The sequence below is a fragment of the Caballeronia sp. KNU42 genome (genome assembly GCF_053760385.1).
Window position 1 is genome coordinate 1,360,630 of the sequence record NZ_CM132388.1, and the last position, 17,645, is coordinate 1,378,274.

Annotated in this window: 12 protein-coding genes; 4 read left to right on the forward strand and 8 right to left on the reverse strand. The window is 61.6% G+C overall.

The genetic code is table 11. The annotated features are described in order from the left end of the window. Positions 1 to 67: 67 nt before the first annotated feature. Positions 68 to 1,894: a translational GTPase TypA gene (gene typA / locus ACSOSP_RS05925; RefSeq protein ID WP_455310070.1), complete on the reverse strand. Its 1,827-nt coding sequence runs from the start codon at positions 1,892 to 1,894 to the stop codon at positions 68 to 70. Positions 1,895 to 2,310: 416 nt separating this feature from the next. Between typA and ACSOSP_RS05930 the strand changes: the two genes are divergently transcribed. From ACSOSP_RS05930 to ACSOSP_RS05945, 4 genes are all read left to right on the forward strand, one after another. Next, positions 2,311 to 2,832, forward strand: coding sequence for a MarR family winged helix-turn-helix transcriptional regulator (locus ACSOSP_RS05930; protein ID WP_031358945.1), 522 nt, complete (start codon positions 2,311 to 2,313; stop codon positions 2,830 to 2,832). Positions 2,833 to 2,964: 132 nt separating this feature from the next. Then, on the forward strand, positions 2,965 to 4,500 hold the full coding sequence (locus ACSOSP_RS05935) for an efflux transporter outer membrane subunit (RefSeq protein ID WP_455310072.1): 1,536 nt from the start codon (positions 2,965 to 2,967) through the stop codon (positions 4,498 to 4,500). A gap of 42 nt (positions 4,501 to 4,542) precedes the next feature. Next, positions 4,543 to 5,799 (forward strand): HlyD family secretion protein, encoded by a 1,257-nt coding sequence (locus ACSOSP_RS05940; RefSeq protein ID WP_455310073.1) that lies wholly within the window; start codon positions 4,543 to 4,545, stop codon positions 5,797 to 5,799. A 24-nt stretch (positions 5,800 to 5,823) separates the two neighbouring features. After that, entirely contained in the window at positions 5,824 to 7,383 is a 1,560-nt protein-coding gene (locus ACSOSP_RS05945) for a DHA2 family efflux MFS transporter permease subunit (RefSeq protein ID WP_455310075.1), read from the forward strand. A gap of 75 nt (positions 7,384 to 7,458) precedes the next feature. On the opposite strand, the gene truB is transcribed toward ACSOSP_RS05945, so the two are convergent. The 7 genes from truB to scpB all read right to left on the reverse strand — a co-directional run bounded on the left by truB (position 7,459) and on the right by scpB (position 17,642). Further along, the gene (gene truB, locus ACSOSP_RS05950) at positions 7,459 to 8,388 is read right to left on the reverse strand and encodes a tRNA pseudouridine(55) synthase TruB (protein ID WP_455310077.1); all 930 of its coding nucleotides are present in this window, start codon (positions 8,386 to 8,388) and stop codon (positions 7,459 to 7,461) included. A 3-nt stretch (positions 8,389 to 8,391) separates the two neighbouring features. Then, entirely contained in the window at positions 8,392 to 8,811 is a 420-nt protein-coding gene (gene rbfA, locus ACSOSP_RS05955; protein WP_455310078.1) for a 30S ribosome-binding factor RbfA, read from the reverse strand. Between the two features lie 125 nt (positions 8,812 to 8,936). Then, positions 8,937 to 11,939, reverse strand: coding sequence for a translation initiation factor IF-2 (infB, locus tag ACSOSP_RS05960; RefSeq protein ID WP_455310079.1), 3,003 nt, complete (start codon positions 11,937 to 11,939; stop codon positions 8,937 to 8,939). A gap of 92 nt (positions 11,940 to 12,031) precedes the next feature. Then, the gene (nusA, locus tag ACSOSP_RS05965) at positions 12,032 to 13,507 is read right to left on the reverse strand and encodes a transcription termination factor NusA (RefSeq protein WP_455310081.1); all 1,476 of its coding nucleotides are present in this window, start codon (positions 13,505 to 13,507) and stop codon (positions 12,032 to 12,034) included. Then, positions 13,504 to 13,965: a ribosome maturation factor RimP gene (gene rimP, locus ACSOSP_RS05970; protein ID WP_031358953.1), complete on the reverse strand. Its 462-nt coding sequence runs from the start codon at positions 13,963 to 13,965 to the stop codon at positions 13,504 to 13,506. Before rimP ends, nusA begins: the two co-directional genes overlap by 4 nt. 424 nt (positions 13,966 to 14,389) lie before the next feature. After that, positions 14,390 to 16,363, reverse strand: coding sequence for a pseudouridine synthase (locus tag ACSOSP_RS05975; protein ID WP_455310082.1), 1,974 nt, complete (start codon positions 16,361 to 16,363; stop codon positions 14,390 to 14,392). A gap of 100 nt (positions 16,364 to 16,463) precedes the next feature. Beyond that, complete coding sequence (gene scpB, locus ACSOSP_RS05980) at positions 16,464 to 17,642, reverse strand: SMC-Scp complex subunit ScpB (RefSeq protein ID WP_455310083.1); 1,179 nt, start codon at positions 17,640 to 17,642, stop codon at positions 16,464 to 16,466. Between the last annotated feature and the right edge of the window lie 3 nt (positions 17,643 to 17,645).

Consider the following 17,645-nt stretch of genomic DNA (forward strand, 5'->3'; position numbering starts at 1 on the left):
ACGGCTTTTTGTCATGCCTGCCGCGTTGATCTCAGGAACCGTGGTCCCTCAACGCGCCGGCATTCGATCAGTCCACTGCGCCCTTACGGCTGGCGCTGCGGCGCTCGTGTTCCTTCAGGTAACGCTTACGCAGGCGGATGGATTGCGGCGTAACTTCGACCAGTTCGTCGTCGTCGATAAATTCAACCGCATATTCCAGCGACATCTGGATCGGCGGCACGAGGCGCACCGCTTCGTCCGTTCCCGACGAACGCACGTTGGTCAACTGCTTGCCCTTGATCGGGTTCACGACCAGGTCGTTGTCGCGGCTATGAATGCCGATGATCATGCCTTCGTACAGCGCATCACCCGGCGACACGAACATGCGGCCGCGATCCTGCAGCTTCCACAGAGCGTAGGCAACAGCCGCGCCGTCGTCCTGCGAAATCAGCACGCCGTTACGACGTTCACCAACACCGCCTTCCTTCACCGGCTGATACGAGTCAAACGTGTGGCTCATCAAACCCGTGCCGCGCGTGAGCGTCAGGAACTCCGACTGGAAGCCGATCAGGCCACGAGCCGAAATACGATACTCGAGACGCGTACGGCCACGGCCGTCCGACGCCATGTCGAGCATTTCGCCCTTGCGGCGGCCCAGCTCTTCCATCACGCCGCCCTGGTTTGCATCTTCCATGTCGACGGTCAGGTTTTCGTACGGCTCGTGCTTCACGCCGTCAACTTCCGTCATCACCACGCGCGGACGCGACACGGCGAGTTCGTAGCCTTCACGACGCATGTTTTCCACAAGAATGGTCAGGTGCAATTCGCCACGGCCCATGACTTCGAACGTGGTTTCGTCGCCGGTTTCATTCACGCGCAACGCCACGTTGTGGTTCAGTTCCTTGAACAGGCGGTCGCGGATCTGACGGCTTGTCACGAACTTGCCTTCGCGGCCAGCCAGCGGCGACGAGTTCACCAAAAAGTTCATGGTCAGCGTGGGTTCGTCCACGGTGATCATGGGCAGCGCTTCCGGGGTATCCACGGCGCAAATGGTCACGCCAATGCCAATTTCCTCGATACCGTTGATCAGCACGATGTCGCCGGCTTCGGCTTCTTCCACCTGCACGCGCTCGAGACCCTTGAACGACAGGACCTGGTTGATCTTGCGGTTCAGGATCGCGCCGTCAGGACCTGTGCGCACGGCGACAGCCATGCCCGGCTTGATACGGCCGCGCGTGATCCGGCCAATGCCGATACGGCCAACGTACGACGAAAAGTCGAGCGAGGTGATCTGCAACTGCAACGGTGCATCCGGATCAGCCGGGCGAACCGGAACGTGTTCCAGCACGGCGTCGAACAGCGGACGCATGTCGCCTGAGCGCACGTCCGGGTTCAGTCCGGCATAACCGTTCAGGCCCGATGCGTAGACGATCGGGAAATCGAGTTGTTCTTCAGAAGCGCCCAGCTTGTCGAACAGGTCGAACGTCTGGTTGATCACCCAGTCGATACGCGCGCCCGGCCGGTCGACCTTGTTGATCACCACAATCGGCTTGAGTCCCAGCGCCAGCGCCTTCTTCGTCACGAAGCGCGTTTGCGGCATGGGACCTTCAACGGCGTCCACCAGCAGCAGCACGGAGTCGACCATCGACAGCACACGCTCCACTTCGCCGCCGAAGTCGGCGTGTCCGGGGGTGTCCACGATGTTGATGTGCGTGCCTTCGTACTCGACCGCGCAGTTCTTCGACAGGATCGTGATGCCGCGTTCCTTTTCGATGTCGTTCGAGTCCATCACGCGCTCGACGACGGCCTGGTTCTCTCGGAACGTGGCCGTCTGGCGGAGCAATTGGTCGACGAGCGTAGTCTTGCCGTGGTCGACGTGGGCGATGATGGCGATATTGCGGAGGGCGCGAGTCATAGGAGGCTGAGGAGCTTGTACTTACAGTTGAGCGCCGTGGGTGGGTGCAAGCAGCAGGCCGCGGGGTCAAATCAAAGAATCGGCTTGTTATAAGCCGACTCAGAAAAAACCTCCACGCCCCCCGCACTCGGCGCGATGGGAACCCGAGAGTGTAACACGCCGCCGTGTCCTCTTCCTCCCCATCGTGCAATAGGACATAACCCGGAAGCGCTTTCCTATTTCAGGACAGTCGAAAACCGGCGTCAATGGCTTGCGACGGGCCTCGGCAGGCTTCGCGCGAATCTCAAAATAACAACACCGTCGTCAAGAAACTGTAATTTAAGAAGATTCTTAACATGTCTACCGAGGTGCTTGCCGCGTCAACTATGTGATTCTATAATGTTGCATAGTCAATTATTGCAAGCGCACGAGAATCCATGAGCGACACCCCCCAGCCGATTCCCGAGATTGCGAGCTACGAACTCAGCGAAAGCGTGGGTTACCTGCTTAGCCGTGTCCGTTCTACTTTGTGGAACAACGTCACGCAACTCACGATGGCCGATCTCGGCATCACCAGCACGCAAGCCAGCATCATGTTCATGCTGGCAAGCGGCCGGAGCCTCGCCGCTGCCGATCTCGCCCGCGAATACGGGATCGACGCGAGCGCCGTGACGCGCCTGATCGACCGCCTGGAAAAGCGCGGACTCATTACCCGCTTGCGCAGCGAGGAGGACCGGCGGGTTGTCCGACTGGCGCTGACTGAGGAAGGCCGCACGCTTGCCGCGCAGATTCCCGCCATTTTCACGAAGGTGCTCGACAAGCTGCTGAGCGGATTTACGCCAGAGGAAGTAGGCTTCCTGAAAAGTATGCTGCGTCGCATGCTGTTGAATTCAGGCGACCCCGCGTCTGCAGCAATGCTCGGTATGCAGGAAAAATCCGCTACCAAATCCTCCTTTTGATGACACATCGCGCAACGCTAAATGATGCCTGTGCAATGACAGCACTTCCCGTTGCGCGAACGGCATCGTAATAAAAATGAAAGAAATTAGTTGCAGCGTCCATCTTTACACTTCCTATCAAAGAGCCGAGCGATGAAACTCTTTTATTCATCCGCGCCCGTCGCTGCGCGCAGCGCCCTCGCTGCCGCCGTGGCAGCCGCGGTGGTAGCGGCAACCCTTGGCGGTTGCGCGAACTACGCCGGCATCAAGAGCGACAAGCAAATCGCCCAGCCGCAAAGCGACGCGCTTCAAGCTGCGCAAAGCCTGCCGTCGCAGGGCGGCCAGTGGCCGTCGCTCGACTGGGCCAAGCAGTTCGGGGACCCCCAACTTCCGCAATTGATCGACGAAGCGCTGGCCGGCAGTCCGACGATTGCGCAGGCTCAGGCGCGCATTGCGAAGGCGTCGTCCTATATCGAGTCGTCGCGCTCCGCGCTTTATCCCAAGGTGAACGGCTCGTATTCCTGGTCGCGCGAACTGTACTCCAGCAATGCGCTCTACCCGCCTCCGTACGGCGGCTCGTGGTATAGCGAAAACAATGCGCTCGTGAGCGCGTCATGGGATCTCGACCTGTGGGGCAAAAATCGCTCACGGCTGGATCAGGCGGTCTCGCAGCAGAAGGCCGCCGAAGCCGACATGCAGCAGGCGCGTGTGACGCTGGCCACGTCTGTTGCGCAGACCTATAACCAGCTCGCCCTGCTCTACGCACTGCGCGACGTGGCCCAGCGCGAGATCGCGAACCGGACGGACATCGGACGGATCACGAACGGCCGCGTGCTGGCGGGGCTCGACACCAACGTGGAAAGCCGCACGGCCGAAGGCAATATCGCGACGAGCCAGACGAATCTCTCCGAACTCGACGGCCAGATCACGACCACGCGTTATCAGTTGGGCGCATTGCTCGGCCAGGGTCCGGATCGTGGCCTGAAGATCGCGACGCCGGTGCTCAATACGAAGATCGAAGTCACGCTGCCTGACAACGTGCCCGCGGACCTGATTTCGCGCCGTCCGGATATTGTCGCGGCCCGCTGGCAAGTGGAAGCGGCGACATCGAACGTCAAGGAAGCGAAGGCCGAGTTTTTCCCCGATATCAATTTGTCGGCGGCGGCAGGTTTCGATGCATTCGGCTGGAGCCGCTTCCTGAACTTCAGCAGCCGTCAGTTCCAGGCGGGACCGGCCATCCACCTGCCGATCTTCGATGCCGGCGCATTGCGCTCGCAATTGAAAGGCCGTTACGCGGATTTTGACCTGGATGTAGCCAACTACAACCAGACCCTGATCAACGCGCTCAACGACGTCGCCACGCAAATCGCATCGATCCGTTCGGTGGATCAGCAAGCAAGCGATGCCGCGCGCGCCCTCGATGCCTCGACGCATGCGTACCAGCTCGCCGTGATTCGCTATAAAGCGGGTTTGTCGCAGCAACTGCAGGTGCTCACCGCCGACCAGAACCGCCTGGCGAACGAGCAGACCGTGACGAATCTGCGCATGAAGCGCCGTGACCTGCAACTGGGTCTCATCAAGGCGCTGGGCGGAGGCTTCGACGCCGCGAATACGAACCTCGCCATCGACGGCGCATCCAAGAGCGCACCGTCGCAGACCGCGTCGGCGGCGACCAAGACAGCCAACTGAATCGACTAGCAGCAACCCAAGACAGAGCATACGGAGCCATTCATGAGCGACCCTCAACAAAACGCCGCAGCCGCGCCGGCGCCCAAGACCAACAACACCAAGCGCCGGGTGCTGATGAGCCTGATCGTGCTGGTCGTGATCATCGCGGCTATCGCTTACGGGCTGTACTACTTCCTGATCGCGCGTTTCCACGAAAGCACGGACGACGCGTACGTGAACGGCAATATCGTGCAGATCACGCCGCAAGTGGTCGGCACGGTGATCTCGGTGAACGCCGACGACACGCAAACCGTGAAGATGGGCGATCCCCTCGTCGTGCTCGATCCCGCCGACTCCAAGGTCGCGCTCGATTCTGCCGAAGCGAATCTCGCGCAGACGGTGCGTCAGGTCCGCACGCTGTTCGTCAACGACAACCAGTACGCAGCACAAGTCGCGCTGCGTCAGTCGGATCTCTCACGTGCTCAGGACGACTTGCGCCGCCGCATGACGATTGCGCAGACGGGTGCCGTTTCGGGCGAAGAAATCTCGCACGCCAAGGACGCTGTGCGCGGGGCGCAGGCATCGCTCAACGCGGCCCAGCAGGAATTGCAGTCGAACCGTTCGTTGACGTCGAACACGACCATCGCGAGCCATCCGAACGTGCTTGCCGCAGCCGCGAAGGTCCGCGATTCGTACATCAACTACGCCCGCAACACCATGCCGGCGCCCGTGACGGGTTATGTCGCGAAGCGTTCGGTGCAGGTCGGCCAGCGCGTCTCGCCGGGCAATCCGCTGATGGCGATCGTGCCGCTGAACGGCGTCTGGATCGATGCCAACTTCAAGGAAGTGCAGCTCACGCATATGCGCATTGGCCAGCCGGTTGAACTTACCGCCGACGTGTACGGCTCCGGCGTCGTGTTCCACGGCAAGGTGATCGGCTTCTCGGCGGGCACAGGCTCGGCGTTCTCGCTGTTGCCGGCGCAAAACGCAACCGGCAACTGGATCAAGGTCGTGCAGCGTCTGCCGGTGCGGATTGCGCTCGATCCGCAGGAACTCGAGAAACATCCCCTTCGCATCGGTTTGTCGATGAACGTGGACGTGACGATCAAGGACGAGAACGGCGGCCAACTCGGCGCCGCGCCGAACACCGTGTACCAGACTGACGTGTTCGCCAAGTACGGCGACCAGGCCGACGCCGAAATCGCCCGCATTATCGAAGCGAATGAAGGCGCGTCAGGTCCGGGTACGGGTGGCTCGCAAAAGACATCGAAGGACAGCGTGCAGCCGGCGACGAAGCAAGACCTCGCCAAGCTGATGTAAGCGCTGGAACACCGGAACCGTCCTATGTCTCAACCAACCGCCGCTCATGCGCCGCTAGAGGGCGCGAAACTCGTGATCGGTACGATCGCGGTGTCGCTCGCGGTGTTCATGAACGTGCTCGATACGTCGATTGCCAACGTGTCCATTCCATCGATCTCCGGTGACCTCGGGGTATCGTCGGATCAGGGCACGTGGGTGATCACGTCGTTCGCCGTCGCCAACGCAATCTCGGTGCCGCTGACCGGCTGGCTCACGCAACGCTTCGGACAGGTGCGCCTGTTCATGACGTCGATCGTGCTGTTCGTGATCGCTTCGTGGCTGTGCGGACTCGCGCCGACCCTGCCCTTCCTGCTCGCCGCGCGCGTGTTGCAGGGCGCGGTTGCCGGGCCGATGATCCCGCTGTCGCAAACCTTGCTGCTCGCGTCTTATCCCAGAGCGAAGGCGCCCATGGCGCTCTCCATGTGGTCGATGACCACGCTGATCGCACCGGTCGCCGGGCCAATCCTCGGCGGTTGGATCTCGGACAACATCTCCTGGCCGTGGATTTTCTACGTCAACATTCCGGTGGGTTTCGTCGCGGCCATTGCTACGTTCGTGATCTTTCGTGACCGGGATTCGGTGATACGCAAGGCGCCTATCGATACGGTGGGTCTTGGGCTGCTCGTGATCTGGGTCGGCTCGCTGCAGATCATGCTCGACAAGGGTAAGGATCTCGACTGGTTCAGTTCCACCACCATCGTGGTGCTGACGCTGATCGCCGTGATCGCGCTGGCGTTTTTTATCGTGTGGGAGCTGACGGCGGAACATCCGGTCGTCGACCTTTCACTCTTCAAGCTGCGCAATTTCACGGGCGGGACGGTCGCGCTTGCAATCGGCTATGGGTTGTACTTCGGCAATCTCGTGCTGCTGCCGCTGTGGCTGCAGACGGATATCGGCTACACCGCGACCAACGCCGGCCTCGTGCTCGCGCCGGTTGGATTGTTCGCGGTCCTGCTGTCGCCGGTGGTCGGCAAGTTCCTGCCGCGTATCGATCCACGCAAGATCGCAACCGTCGCGTTCCTCGTCTTCGCGCTCGTATTCTGGATGCGCTCGCGCTATACCACCGGCGTCGATACCTTCTCGCTCATGCTTCCTACCGTGATCCAGGGCATCGGCATGGCTGGATTCTTCATTCCGCTCGTGTCCATCACGCTGTCGGGATTGCCGGGAAGCCGGATTCCAGCGGCATCGGGGTTGTCGAACTTCGTGCGGATCATGTGCGGTGGCATCGGCACATCGATCTTTTCGACGGCTTGGGACCATCGGTCGAATATTCATCACGCGCAACTCATGGAGCAAGCCAATGCGTATAACCCGAACTTCACTGCTTCCATGCAGCAGTTCGGCGCGGCCGGGTTCAACCAGTCGCAGGGTTATGGGCTCTTCAACAGCATGGCCACGCAGCAAGCCGCGCAGTTGGGCGTGAATGATTTGTTTTATATCTCGGCGGGGATATTCGTCGCGCTGATCGCGCTCATCTGGATCACGAAACCGGAGAGATCCGGCGGTGGAGATTCAGCGGCCGCGGCTTCGGCGGCGCATTGAAGCTTCGTTGATCGCTGATTCGCAATAAAAAACGCCACGAAATTTCGTGGCGTTTTTTTCTTCATCGGCTCATCTTTAAACCGCCGATACCACTAGCCGCTCCGGCGCCAACACCCCTTCCTCCGCTCGCGCGACACCGAGCAAACGCTGGTCTTCGATTGAATAGACACGCACCCGATCCGCCACAGTTGGCGGATCCGCAATCTCGGACAGTTTCAGCCGCTGCCCTTGTGTGAAACGACGCGTGGCATCGGCGTCGAGATGAACGGCCGGAAACGTGGACAGCAACGCATCGACGGGTTGCAGCCAGCTATCGCGTGTGTCCGGCGTGACGTCTGCGAGTTCGTCGAGCGTGACCGCGTGTTCGAGCGTCAACGCGCCGACGCCCGTACGGCGCAGCGCCACCAGATGCGCGCCACATCCCAGCGTCTCGCCGATATCCTCGGCAAGCGTTCGCACATACGTACCCTTGCTGCACGTCACGCGGAAGGTCACGTCCGGCAACGCGCACGCGATCAACTCGAGAACGTGAATGGTCACGTTGCGCGCTTCGCGCTCGACCGTCTGCCCGGCGCGCGCGTACTCGTATAGCGGCTTGCCGTCGCGCTTGAGCGCGGAATACATCGGCGGAACTTGTGCGATGTCACCGCGAAACTGAGCCATGGCAGCGTGAATGGCCGCTTCGTCGCAGGTTACGTCGCGAGTTTGCAGCGCTTCACCTTCCGCATCCCCCGTGGTCGTGCGCACGCCGAGACGCATGGTCGCTTCGTAGGTTTTATCGGCTTCGAGCAAATCCTGCGAAAACTTCGTTGCTTCGCCGAAACACAACGGCAGCAACCCCGTCGCGAGCGGATCAAGCGTGCCGGTATGCCCGGCTTTCTTCGCCAGATAAATTCTCTTGGCGTGAATCAGCGCGTCGTTGCTCGACAATCCAAGCGGTTTATCAAGCAGCAACACGCCATCCAGCACACGACGAGGAATCTTCGGGCGGGTAGAACCGTTCATCGATCAGGCGCCTTTCTCGTCGTCTTTGCTTTCTTCCTCGCCACCGGCTTCCGGTTCTTCGTCATCCAGCGCGCGCGTGGAATTCGCTTCATCGATCAGCTTCGACATTTCCACTGCCCGCACCACGGTCTGGTCGTAGTGAAAATGCAGCGTCGGCACGGTATGGATATGCAAGCGCTTGAACAGCAGGTTATGCAAATGCCCTGCCGCGTGGTTCAACCCGGCTTCCGTGTCCTTCGGATCGCCGGTCAGCGTCGTGAAATACACCTTCGCGTGAGCGTAATCGGGCGTCAGCTCGACGCTCTGAAACGTCACCATGCCGATGCGCGGATCTTTGACATCGCGCACCAGCTCGGAGAGATCGCGCTGGATCTGATCCGCGATCTGCACGTTGCGGTTAGGGGAAGTACGTTTCTTGGCCATGATGTTTCCGTTAATTTGTATGCGCCGGACTCAATGGAGAGCACTCAACAACGCCCGCTCCGGCAAATAAAAAGGGCGGAGCGGGCGTGAAGCCCCCTCCGCCCTCGAGTCCAGCGGTCAATCTTTTATAGCGTACGCGCGACTTCCGTCACTTCGAAGATTTCGAACTGGTCGCCTTCGACCATGTCGTTGTAGTTCTTCAGCGAAATACCGCATTCGAAGCCCTGACGCACTTCCTTCGCATCGTCCTTGAAGCGCTTGAGCGAATCGATTTCGCCCGTGTGGACGACCACGTTGTTGCGCAACACGCGAACCATGGAGCTGCGCTTGACCACGCCTTCGGTGACCATACAACCCGCGATCGCGCCAATCTTCGGTACACGAATGATCTGCCGAACTTCCATCATGCCGGTGACCACTTCGCGCTTTTCCGGAGCCAGCATGCCCGACATGGCCGCCTTAACTTCATCTACAGCGTCATAGATGATGTTGTAGTAGCGAATGTCGATACCGTTCGACTCCGCCACCTTGCGCGCCTGAGCATCTGCACGCGTGTTGAAGCCGATGATGACCGCCTTCGATGCCGTTGCCAGGTTGACGTCCGACTCGCTGATCGCACCCACCGCGCTGTGCACGATCTGCACGCGCACTTCGTTGGTCGACAGCTTGATAAGCGACTGCACCAGCGCTTCCTGCGAGCCTTGCACGTCGGCCTTGACGATCAACGGCAGGTTCTGCACGTTGCCTTCCGTCATGGACTCGAGCATGTTTTCGAGCTTCGCTGCCTGCTGCTTGGCCAGCTTGACGTCGCGGAACTTGCCTTGACGGAACAGGGCGATTTCACGCGCCTTGCGTTCGTCCGGCAGGACCATGACTTCTTCACCCGCGCCCGGCACTTCCGACAAACCTTGAATCTCGACCGGAATCGACGGACCCGCCGACTTGATCGGCTTGCCGGTTTCGTCGAGCATGGCTCGAACGCGACCAAAGGCCGAACCCGCCAGCACGATGTCGCCGCGATTCAACGTACCCGACGTCACCAGGATGGTCGCAACCGGACCCTTGCCCTTGTCGAGCTTCGCTTCGATCACGAGACCCTTGGCAGGTGCATCGACCGGCGCCTTCAGCTCCATCACTTCAGCTTGCAGCAACAGGTTTTCCAGCAAGCTTTCGATGCCAACACCGGTCTTCGCCGACACTTCGATGAACGGCGAATCACCACCGTACTCTTCCGGCACGACGCCTTCAGCGACCAGTTCCTGCTTCACGCGCTCAGGAGCGGCACCCGGCTTGTCGATCTTGTTGATCGCCACGACGATAGGCACGCCACCCGCCTTCGCGTGAGCGATGGCTTCCTTCGTTTGCGGCATCACGCCGTCATCCGCTGCGACCACCAGGATCACGATGTCCGTTGCCTTTGCACCGCGAGCACGCATGGCCGTGAAGGCCTCGTGACCCGGCGTGTCCAGGAACGTAATCACGCCGCGAGGCGTTTCCACGTGGTATGCACCAATGTGCTGCGTAATCCCGCCCGCTTCGCCCGACGCGACCTTCGCGCGGCGAATGTAATCGAGCAGCGAGGTCTTGCCGTGGTCGACGTGACCCATGACCGTGACCACCGGCGGACGCGGCAGGCGTTCGCCCACTTCTTCCTGCGTTTCGCCTTCGGAGAGCAGCGCTTCCGGATCGTCCAGCTTGGCTGCAACCGCGCTGTGACCCAGTTCTTCGACGACGATCATCGCCGTTTCCTGGTCCAGCACCTGGTTGATCGTGACCATCTGGCCCAGCTTCATCATCACCTTGATGACTTCCGAAGCCTTCACCGACATCTTGTGCGCCAGATCCGCCACCGACACGGTTTCCGGCACATGCACTTCCCGCACCACCGGTTCCGTCGGCGCCTGGAAGTTCGTCTGGTCCTGATGCTTGCCACGACCCTTCGGGCCGCCGCGCCAGCTGCGATCCACACCACCGCTGGTGTCGCCACGCGTCTTGATCCCACGACGCTTGGCTGCATCGTCCTGCCAGCTGCTCTTGCCACCGGCCTTCTTCTTGTCCGGTCCCAACGACGGCGTGGTCGCCGCCGGTGCGCCTGCAGCCGGCTTCTTCGCGGCTGCCGGACGTGCCGGGGCCGAACCTTCCGGCCGTGCCGGCTTGTGCAACGTACCCTTGGCTTCCGCAGCCTTCGCGCCTTCCGCGACCTTGGCAGCAGCGACAACCGCTGCCGCGGCAGCAGCCACGGCGGCAGGCGATGGCTCAGGCGGTTTCGCCTGTTGAGCCTTGCGCGGCGTATTCATCATTTCGCGGATAGCACGCGCTTCGGCTTCGGCCGCTGCACGGCGTTTCGCGATCTGGTCGTGCTCGGCACGCGCCTTTTCGGTCGCGGCGCGCGCGGCGTCTTCCGCCTTCTTCGCAGCTTCGCGTTTAGCGGCACGCTCGGCTGCTGCCTTTTCGTCGACTTGCGGTGCGGCAACTTCGGCCTTCACCGGAGCGCTTGCGACCTGTTCGGTCTTCGACTCCGGGCGCGATTCCTGACGGGCAGCCGACGCAGCACGCGAGATTTCCGCGGCTTCCGCCTGGGCGGCAGCACGCTTCGCCTCTTCTTCCTCGGCACGGCGACGCTCGGCTTCAGCAGCCGCTTCCAGCGCGACCCGCTCTGCCTCTTCGCGCTCGAAGCGTTCCTGGCGTTCCTTCAACTCCAGCGCTTCTTTCTCGAGCAATTCGGCCGCATGACGCGCCTCTTCGTCGCGACGCTGCAATTCGGCTTCGTCGACCTCGTCTTCTTCGACGTGGTTCGCACCTTCAACGACCTGTTCAACACCGCTCTGATCGCGCTGCACGAACACGCGCTTCTTGCGGACCTCGACCTGAATGGTGCGAGCTTTACCCGTAGAGTCGGACTGTTTGATTTCCGACGTATGCCGGCGGGTCAAAGTGATCTTGCGCTTGTCGGCGTCGGCGGAACCGTGCGACTTGCGCAAGTGTTCGAGCAGGCGCGATTTGTCCGTCTCGGACAAATCGTCATCCTCGCTCGCTTTCGTGACGCCAGCCGCCTGCAACTGCTCGAGCAGGACGCCCGCAGGCATTTTGAGTTCCGCGGCAAATTGGGCTACGTTGTTACTCGCCATTCATTCCTCTTGATGCAAGGACAAATTCCCTGCTGTTTGATCGGGTCATGCGGCCTAACGGCCGCGATATGTCAGTGCGCCATGGTCATTTCTCACTGGAACCAGTGTTCACGTGCTTTCATGATCAACGCCTTAGCGGCATCCTCTTCAATACTGGTCATCTCGACCAGTTCATCCACAGCCAGCTCGGCGAGGTCGTCGCGCGTGCGGACCTGGTGTTCTTCGAGCTTCGCGTACAACTCGTCGGTCATACCTTCGAGGCTCTTCAGGTCGAGCGCCACGCCCTCGACCTTTTCTTCATTCGCGATTGCCTGCGTCAGGAGCGCGTCACGGGAGCGGTTACGCAACTCGTGAACAGTGTCTTCGTCGAAGGCTTCGATTTCGAGCATTTCGTTGAGCGGCACATACGCGATCTCTTCGAGGCTGGTAAAGCCTTCGTCGATGAGAATGTCGGCCACTTCTTCATCAACGTCGAGGCGCGCCATGAACAGGCTGCGTAACGTGCCACGCTCTTCGTTTTGCTTCAGCGCGGACTCGTCCGGCGTCATGATGTTGATTTGCCAGCCGGTCAATTCGCTGGCAAGACGCACGTTCTGGCCGCTGCGGCCAATAGCAACCGCAAGTTCGTTCTCGTCAACGACGACGTCCATGGAGTGTTTCTCTTCATCCACGACGATCGACTGTACGGCAGCCGGCGCGAGCGCGCCGATCACGAACTGAGCGGGGTCCTCTGACCATAGCACGATGTCGACGTTCTCGCCACCGAGCTCATTTCTCACCGCCTGGACCCGCGAACCGCGGATCCCGACGCAAGTGCCAATAGGGTCGATGCGCTTGTCGTAAGCAATCACCCCGATTTTCGCACGCACGCCAGGATCGCGCGCGGCCGCCTTGATTTCGAGCAGGCCCTGCTCGATTTCCGGCACTTCCATTTCGAACAGCTTCATCAGGAACTCGGGCGCCGTGCGCGAGAGTTCGATCTGCGGACCACGTGCGGTGCGGTCAACCTTCCCAATGTAGGCGCGAACCCGGTCGCCGACCCGCAGGTTCTCCTTCGGAATCAGCTGGTCGCGGCGCAACAGCGCTTCCACACGACCCGATTCAACGATGAAATTGCCCTTGTCCAGGCGCTTCACCGCGCCGGTCATGATCTTTTCGCCGCGTTCCAGGAAGTCGTTCAGGATCTGCTCGCGCTCAGCGTCGCGAACCTTCTGAAGAATGACCTGCTTGGCAGCCTGCGCGCCGATCCGGCCGAACTCGATGGACGGAATGGGCTGCTCGATGTATTCATCGATTTGCGCGTCGGGCTTCTCTTCCTTCGCTTCGAACAGCAGGATTTCCTGGTCGGGTTCCTGCAGGCCGGCTTCGTCCGGCACCACTTTCCAGCGACGGAAGGTTTCGTGCTCACCGCTTTCACGGTCGATCGCCACGCGGATATCCACGTCTTCCTCGAACAGCTTCTTCGTTGCCGAAGCAAGCGCTGCTTCGAGCGCTGCGTACACCACGTCCTTGTTGACGTTCTTCTCGCGCGCCAGCGCATCCGCCAGCATCAAAACTTCGCGACTCATTGTTTGCGGCTCCTAAAGTCAACTTTGGGGACGAGACGTGCTTTATCGAGGTCTGCGAGCGTGAAATCGAGCATCGCAGCGCCGCCGTCCTTCCCTTCGAATTCCAAACCAATCGACTCGCCATCCGGGGCATGCAGGATGCCACGGTACGACTTGCGCCCGTCCAGCGGCTTCTTTAACGTGATAGTGACTTCGCTGCCTGCGAAGCGTTCGAAATCCGCCATTTTCTTGAGCGGACGATCGAGACCCGGCGACCCGACTTCGAGCCGTGAGTAATCGATATTCTCCACTTCGAACAGATACTGAAGCTGACGTGTGACTTTCTCACAGTCTTCAATCGCGATGCCGGCGGGCTGGTCGATGGAGATACGCAGCAAACCGCCCCCCGCGCGCTCGATATCGACAAGTTCGTAGCCCAGGCCCGAGACCGTGGTCTCGATGATTTCCGTCAGTTGCACAGTGAAAGACTCCAAGATGTTCGCGCGCTCCACGCCGAACACCTGCGGACCGCGCCTTGAGCTGGCGCACTTTCGTTGCCCCAAGATGCTGAACCGAACGGCCAAAAAAAAATGGGCGCAACGCCCATCCTTCTGTACCGAGATCACATCCGGGCGGCGAAACAAAACACCATGCCCAGCGACTTCGTGATTTTAGCCATTTTTCGGGATAAACGCAACCAATGCGCCCTGTGTATAGCCATTTGAGGGCCATTTAGAAGGCAAATCGAAGGCATTCGTCACGCTTTGCCGGATTTCTCCGAAAGGCCAAAGTCATCGTGCTGAATTCAACGAACTACAGAGCGGGCGATCTGCTTGCCCGCCTTGTCGTCCAAGTCACATGCCGCGCCACACAGACCCGGGAGTCGGGCGCGGCGATTGACTCTTAGCGTCCGCGCGTCCGGTTGCGCGGTGCCGGGCGAGCGCCGCCGCGGCCGGCGCCGCCCGCGTTGCCGCCATTACCTTGCGCGCCGGCGCCAGCCGGACCTTGACGGCCGCCTTGCCCGGGGCGCTTGCCGCCGCCGTTGGCCGAGCGTCCGCCTGCGCCATTGCCGCCGCCCATGGCCGGTGAACCGGGCGGACGGCTGCCGCGCGGGCCGCCTGCGGAGCCGCCCGGACGCGGGATCGCGCGGTTGCCGTTCGCTTCGCCGCCCGCACGATTGCCGTTTGCTTCCCGGTCGCCATTGCTGCCACGCGCGCCATAACCGCCCCCGCTGCGGTTGCCCGCATAACCGCCGCCGGAACTGGAACCGCCGCCGAAACCACCGGGCGCTCCACGCCGTCCGCCCGGGCCGCCAGGGCCGCCGCGTGTGGGCGTCGTCTGCGCGAATCGGCCATGCGAACTGAGCACCGGCTCACGCGTGATGATGCCCATTGACGTTTGCAGGGGATCAGGCTGGATACGCGGTGCAGCGCTGCGCGCGCCCCGCTCTTCGGCCGGCGCTTTCAGTCCGACCGATGCCAGGAGGCCACGCACTTCGTTGTCTTCAAGTTCTTCCCAACGGCCGCGCTTGAGCCCCTTGGGCAACGCGATCGGGCCGTGACGGGTACGGATCAGCCGGCTCACCATCAGGCCGGCCGCTTCGAACATACGGCGCACTTCACGGTTCCGGCCTTCAGCCAGCGCCACGTGATACCAATGATTCGTGCCTTCGCCGCCGCCGTCGCGGATACGAAGGAAGTTCGCCGGGCCATCTTCCAGTTCCACGCCGCTCAGCAACTTTTGACGCATACCTTCCGCCAGTTCGCCGACCACCCGTACCGCATATTCACGCTCGACGCTATAGCGCGGATGCATGAACCGGTTGGCCAGATCGCCGGACGTGGTGAGAAGCAGCAATCCTTCGGTGTTGAAGTCGAGCCGTCCAACCGCCAGCCATTTGGCCGTTTTCATTGGCGGGAGGTTATCGAAGACCGAAGGACGGCCTTCCGGATCGGCGTGACTGACGATCTCGCCCGTCGGTTTGTGATACAGCAGGATGCGCGGCGGTTTGCTCGCGAGCTTGCGCTTGACCGGCTTGCCATTGATGCGGACCTGGTCGGTCGGCATGATGCGCTGGCCGATATGCGCCGGCTCGCCATTCACCGATACCCGTCCGGCCACGATCAGTTCTTCCATGTCGCGGCGCGAGCCCATGCCCGCCTCGGCGAGCACCTTGTGCAGCTTCGGCGTGTCGTCGTCCGCTTCGAGCACGCGTTTTTGCGGGGCTGGGCGGCCGCGTCGCAGCATGGGAGCACGCAAGTCGCCCGAGGTGTTGTCGGCGTCGAATGCAGGCGATGTCACATACGCGAAAACGTCGTCCTCGGACCCTGCCGCAGCGGCTGTTGCCGGCATTGCCGGTGTTGCCGCGCCATCGCGGCGACCGCGCTTTTGAGCTTGTCCGGGTTGTTGAGCCTGCCGCGGCGAGCGCCGGCCGCCTTCTCGTGGCTCGCGTGCCTCACGCGGCGCCTGGCCTTCGCGAGCGCCGTCGGCTGACCCTTCGCGGGGAACGCGCGGCTTGGCCGCCGACCCGCTGCGTGCGCCATCTCCACCACCCGCACCGGTGCGCGGCCCACGTGAGCCTGCATCCTTGCGCGGCATGCGCACCTGCGCTGCGACTACGCCATCCGGGGGGGCTTCAGCGATCACGCCAGCCGGCGCCGCTGACGGCGCACCGTCGGCGCCCTTCGTCTTGGCGACGGCGCGACGGCGGGCGATCAGGCTGCGAGGCCCGCGCCGCAAGCCGCGACGCGGACGGTCTTCGCCCTCGGCGGGTTCGTCGTTGCGTGTGCGTTCGCCTGCATCGGCCTGGCCATGTGCTTCATCGGCACGAACGGGGCGCTCGGATTCGGGCGAATCGCTGTCGTGGGAATGTGTCAAAACAACCTCAATTGTGTCGGGTCGCGCGCCCGTCGCGGGCGCGTCAAAAAATCCGGCCGATGGTGATTAGCAGCCGAATGAAGGTTCGGGCAAACAGGCCTCAGGCGCGGCGCGCAGTCTGGTCGTCCGGTGCGTTGAATGCGTCGGTTTCGTTTGATTCGTCCGACGCGTTCGGTGCATTCGATGCGTCGAATAACTTCGATGCATCCGGTGTATTCGCGTTGTCAGCGCCATCGGATTCATCAGCGGCGTGCGGTAATGCGTGTCGCGCAGCGTCGCTTGTCAATGCGCCGGCGCTAACGTCCGGCGCCGCCTCGCGACGGTTGACCGCGTCGCCGGGCGTTGCTTGTGTTGCTTGCAATGGGTCCCGGCTGACGCCCGCAATCGCTTCGAGCGATTCCGCGCCGGTCAGGGACACAGCTTGCTGCGGTTCGAATGGCACCTGCGCGAGCGTTTGCGCATCGGCGCTTTCTTCATTTACAGGCTCGTCAGCGCCGGCTTGTGAATGCGAAAGCGGTTCGCCTTCCGGGTGTACTGCTTCGGCCGCCTCCGGTTCCTGCAAATGCAGCGCCTGAGTCGCTACCTGAGTTGCTTCATAAGTCCCAACCTGAGTTGCTTCATGCGTGGTCGCGCTCGAAGCGTTCGGCAACAATGCAGGTTCGCCCGTCGATTCCAGCCCTTGCACCAGCGCAGCGCCGATTGCGGCGGCGTCGTCGCCGGGGAAATCGATCGCATGCTGCGCGAGCAACGACGCTTCCAGTTGCGCCGATGGGTTATCGAGTGCGGGCAGTTCGTCCAGCGCGCTCAAGCCCAGGTCATCCAGGAACTGCTTGGTGGTGGCATAGAGCGCGGGCCGGCCCGGCACGTCGCGATGACCGATCACCTCGATCCAGCCGCGGTCTTCCAGTTGTTTCACGACCTGCGTGTTCACCGTGACACCGCGAATTTCTTCGATGTCGCCACGCGTCACCGGCTGCCGGTAACCAATGATCGCGAGCGTTTCAAGTACGGCTCGCGAATATTTGGGCGGCTTTTCCGGGTGTAGCCGATCGAGATAGGCCCGCATTGCAGGTTTGCTCTGAAACCGCCATCCGGACGCCAGCGCCACGAGTTCCACGCCGCGTCCTGACCAATCCTGCTTCAGGGCGTCGAGCAAGGTACGAACCGTGTCTGCCGAGATATCGTCGGCAAAAAGCTTGCGCAACTCGGCGAGTTTCAGCGGCTCCTGCGCGCAGATCAAGGCAGTCTCGAGGACGATCTTCGCCTCTTGGGTATTCATGCA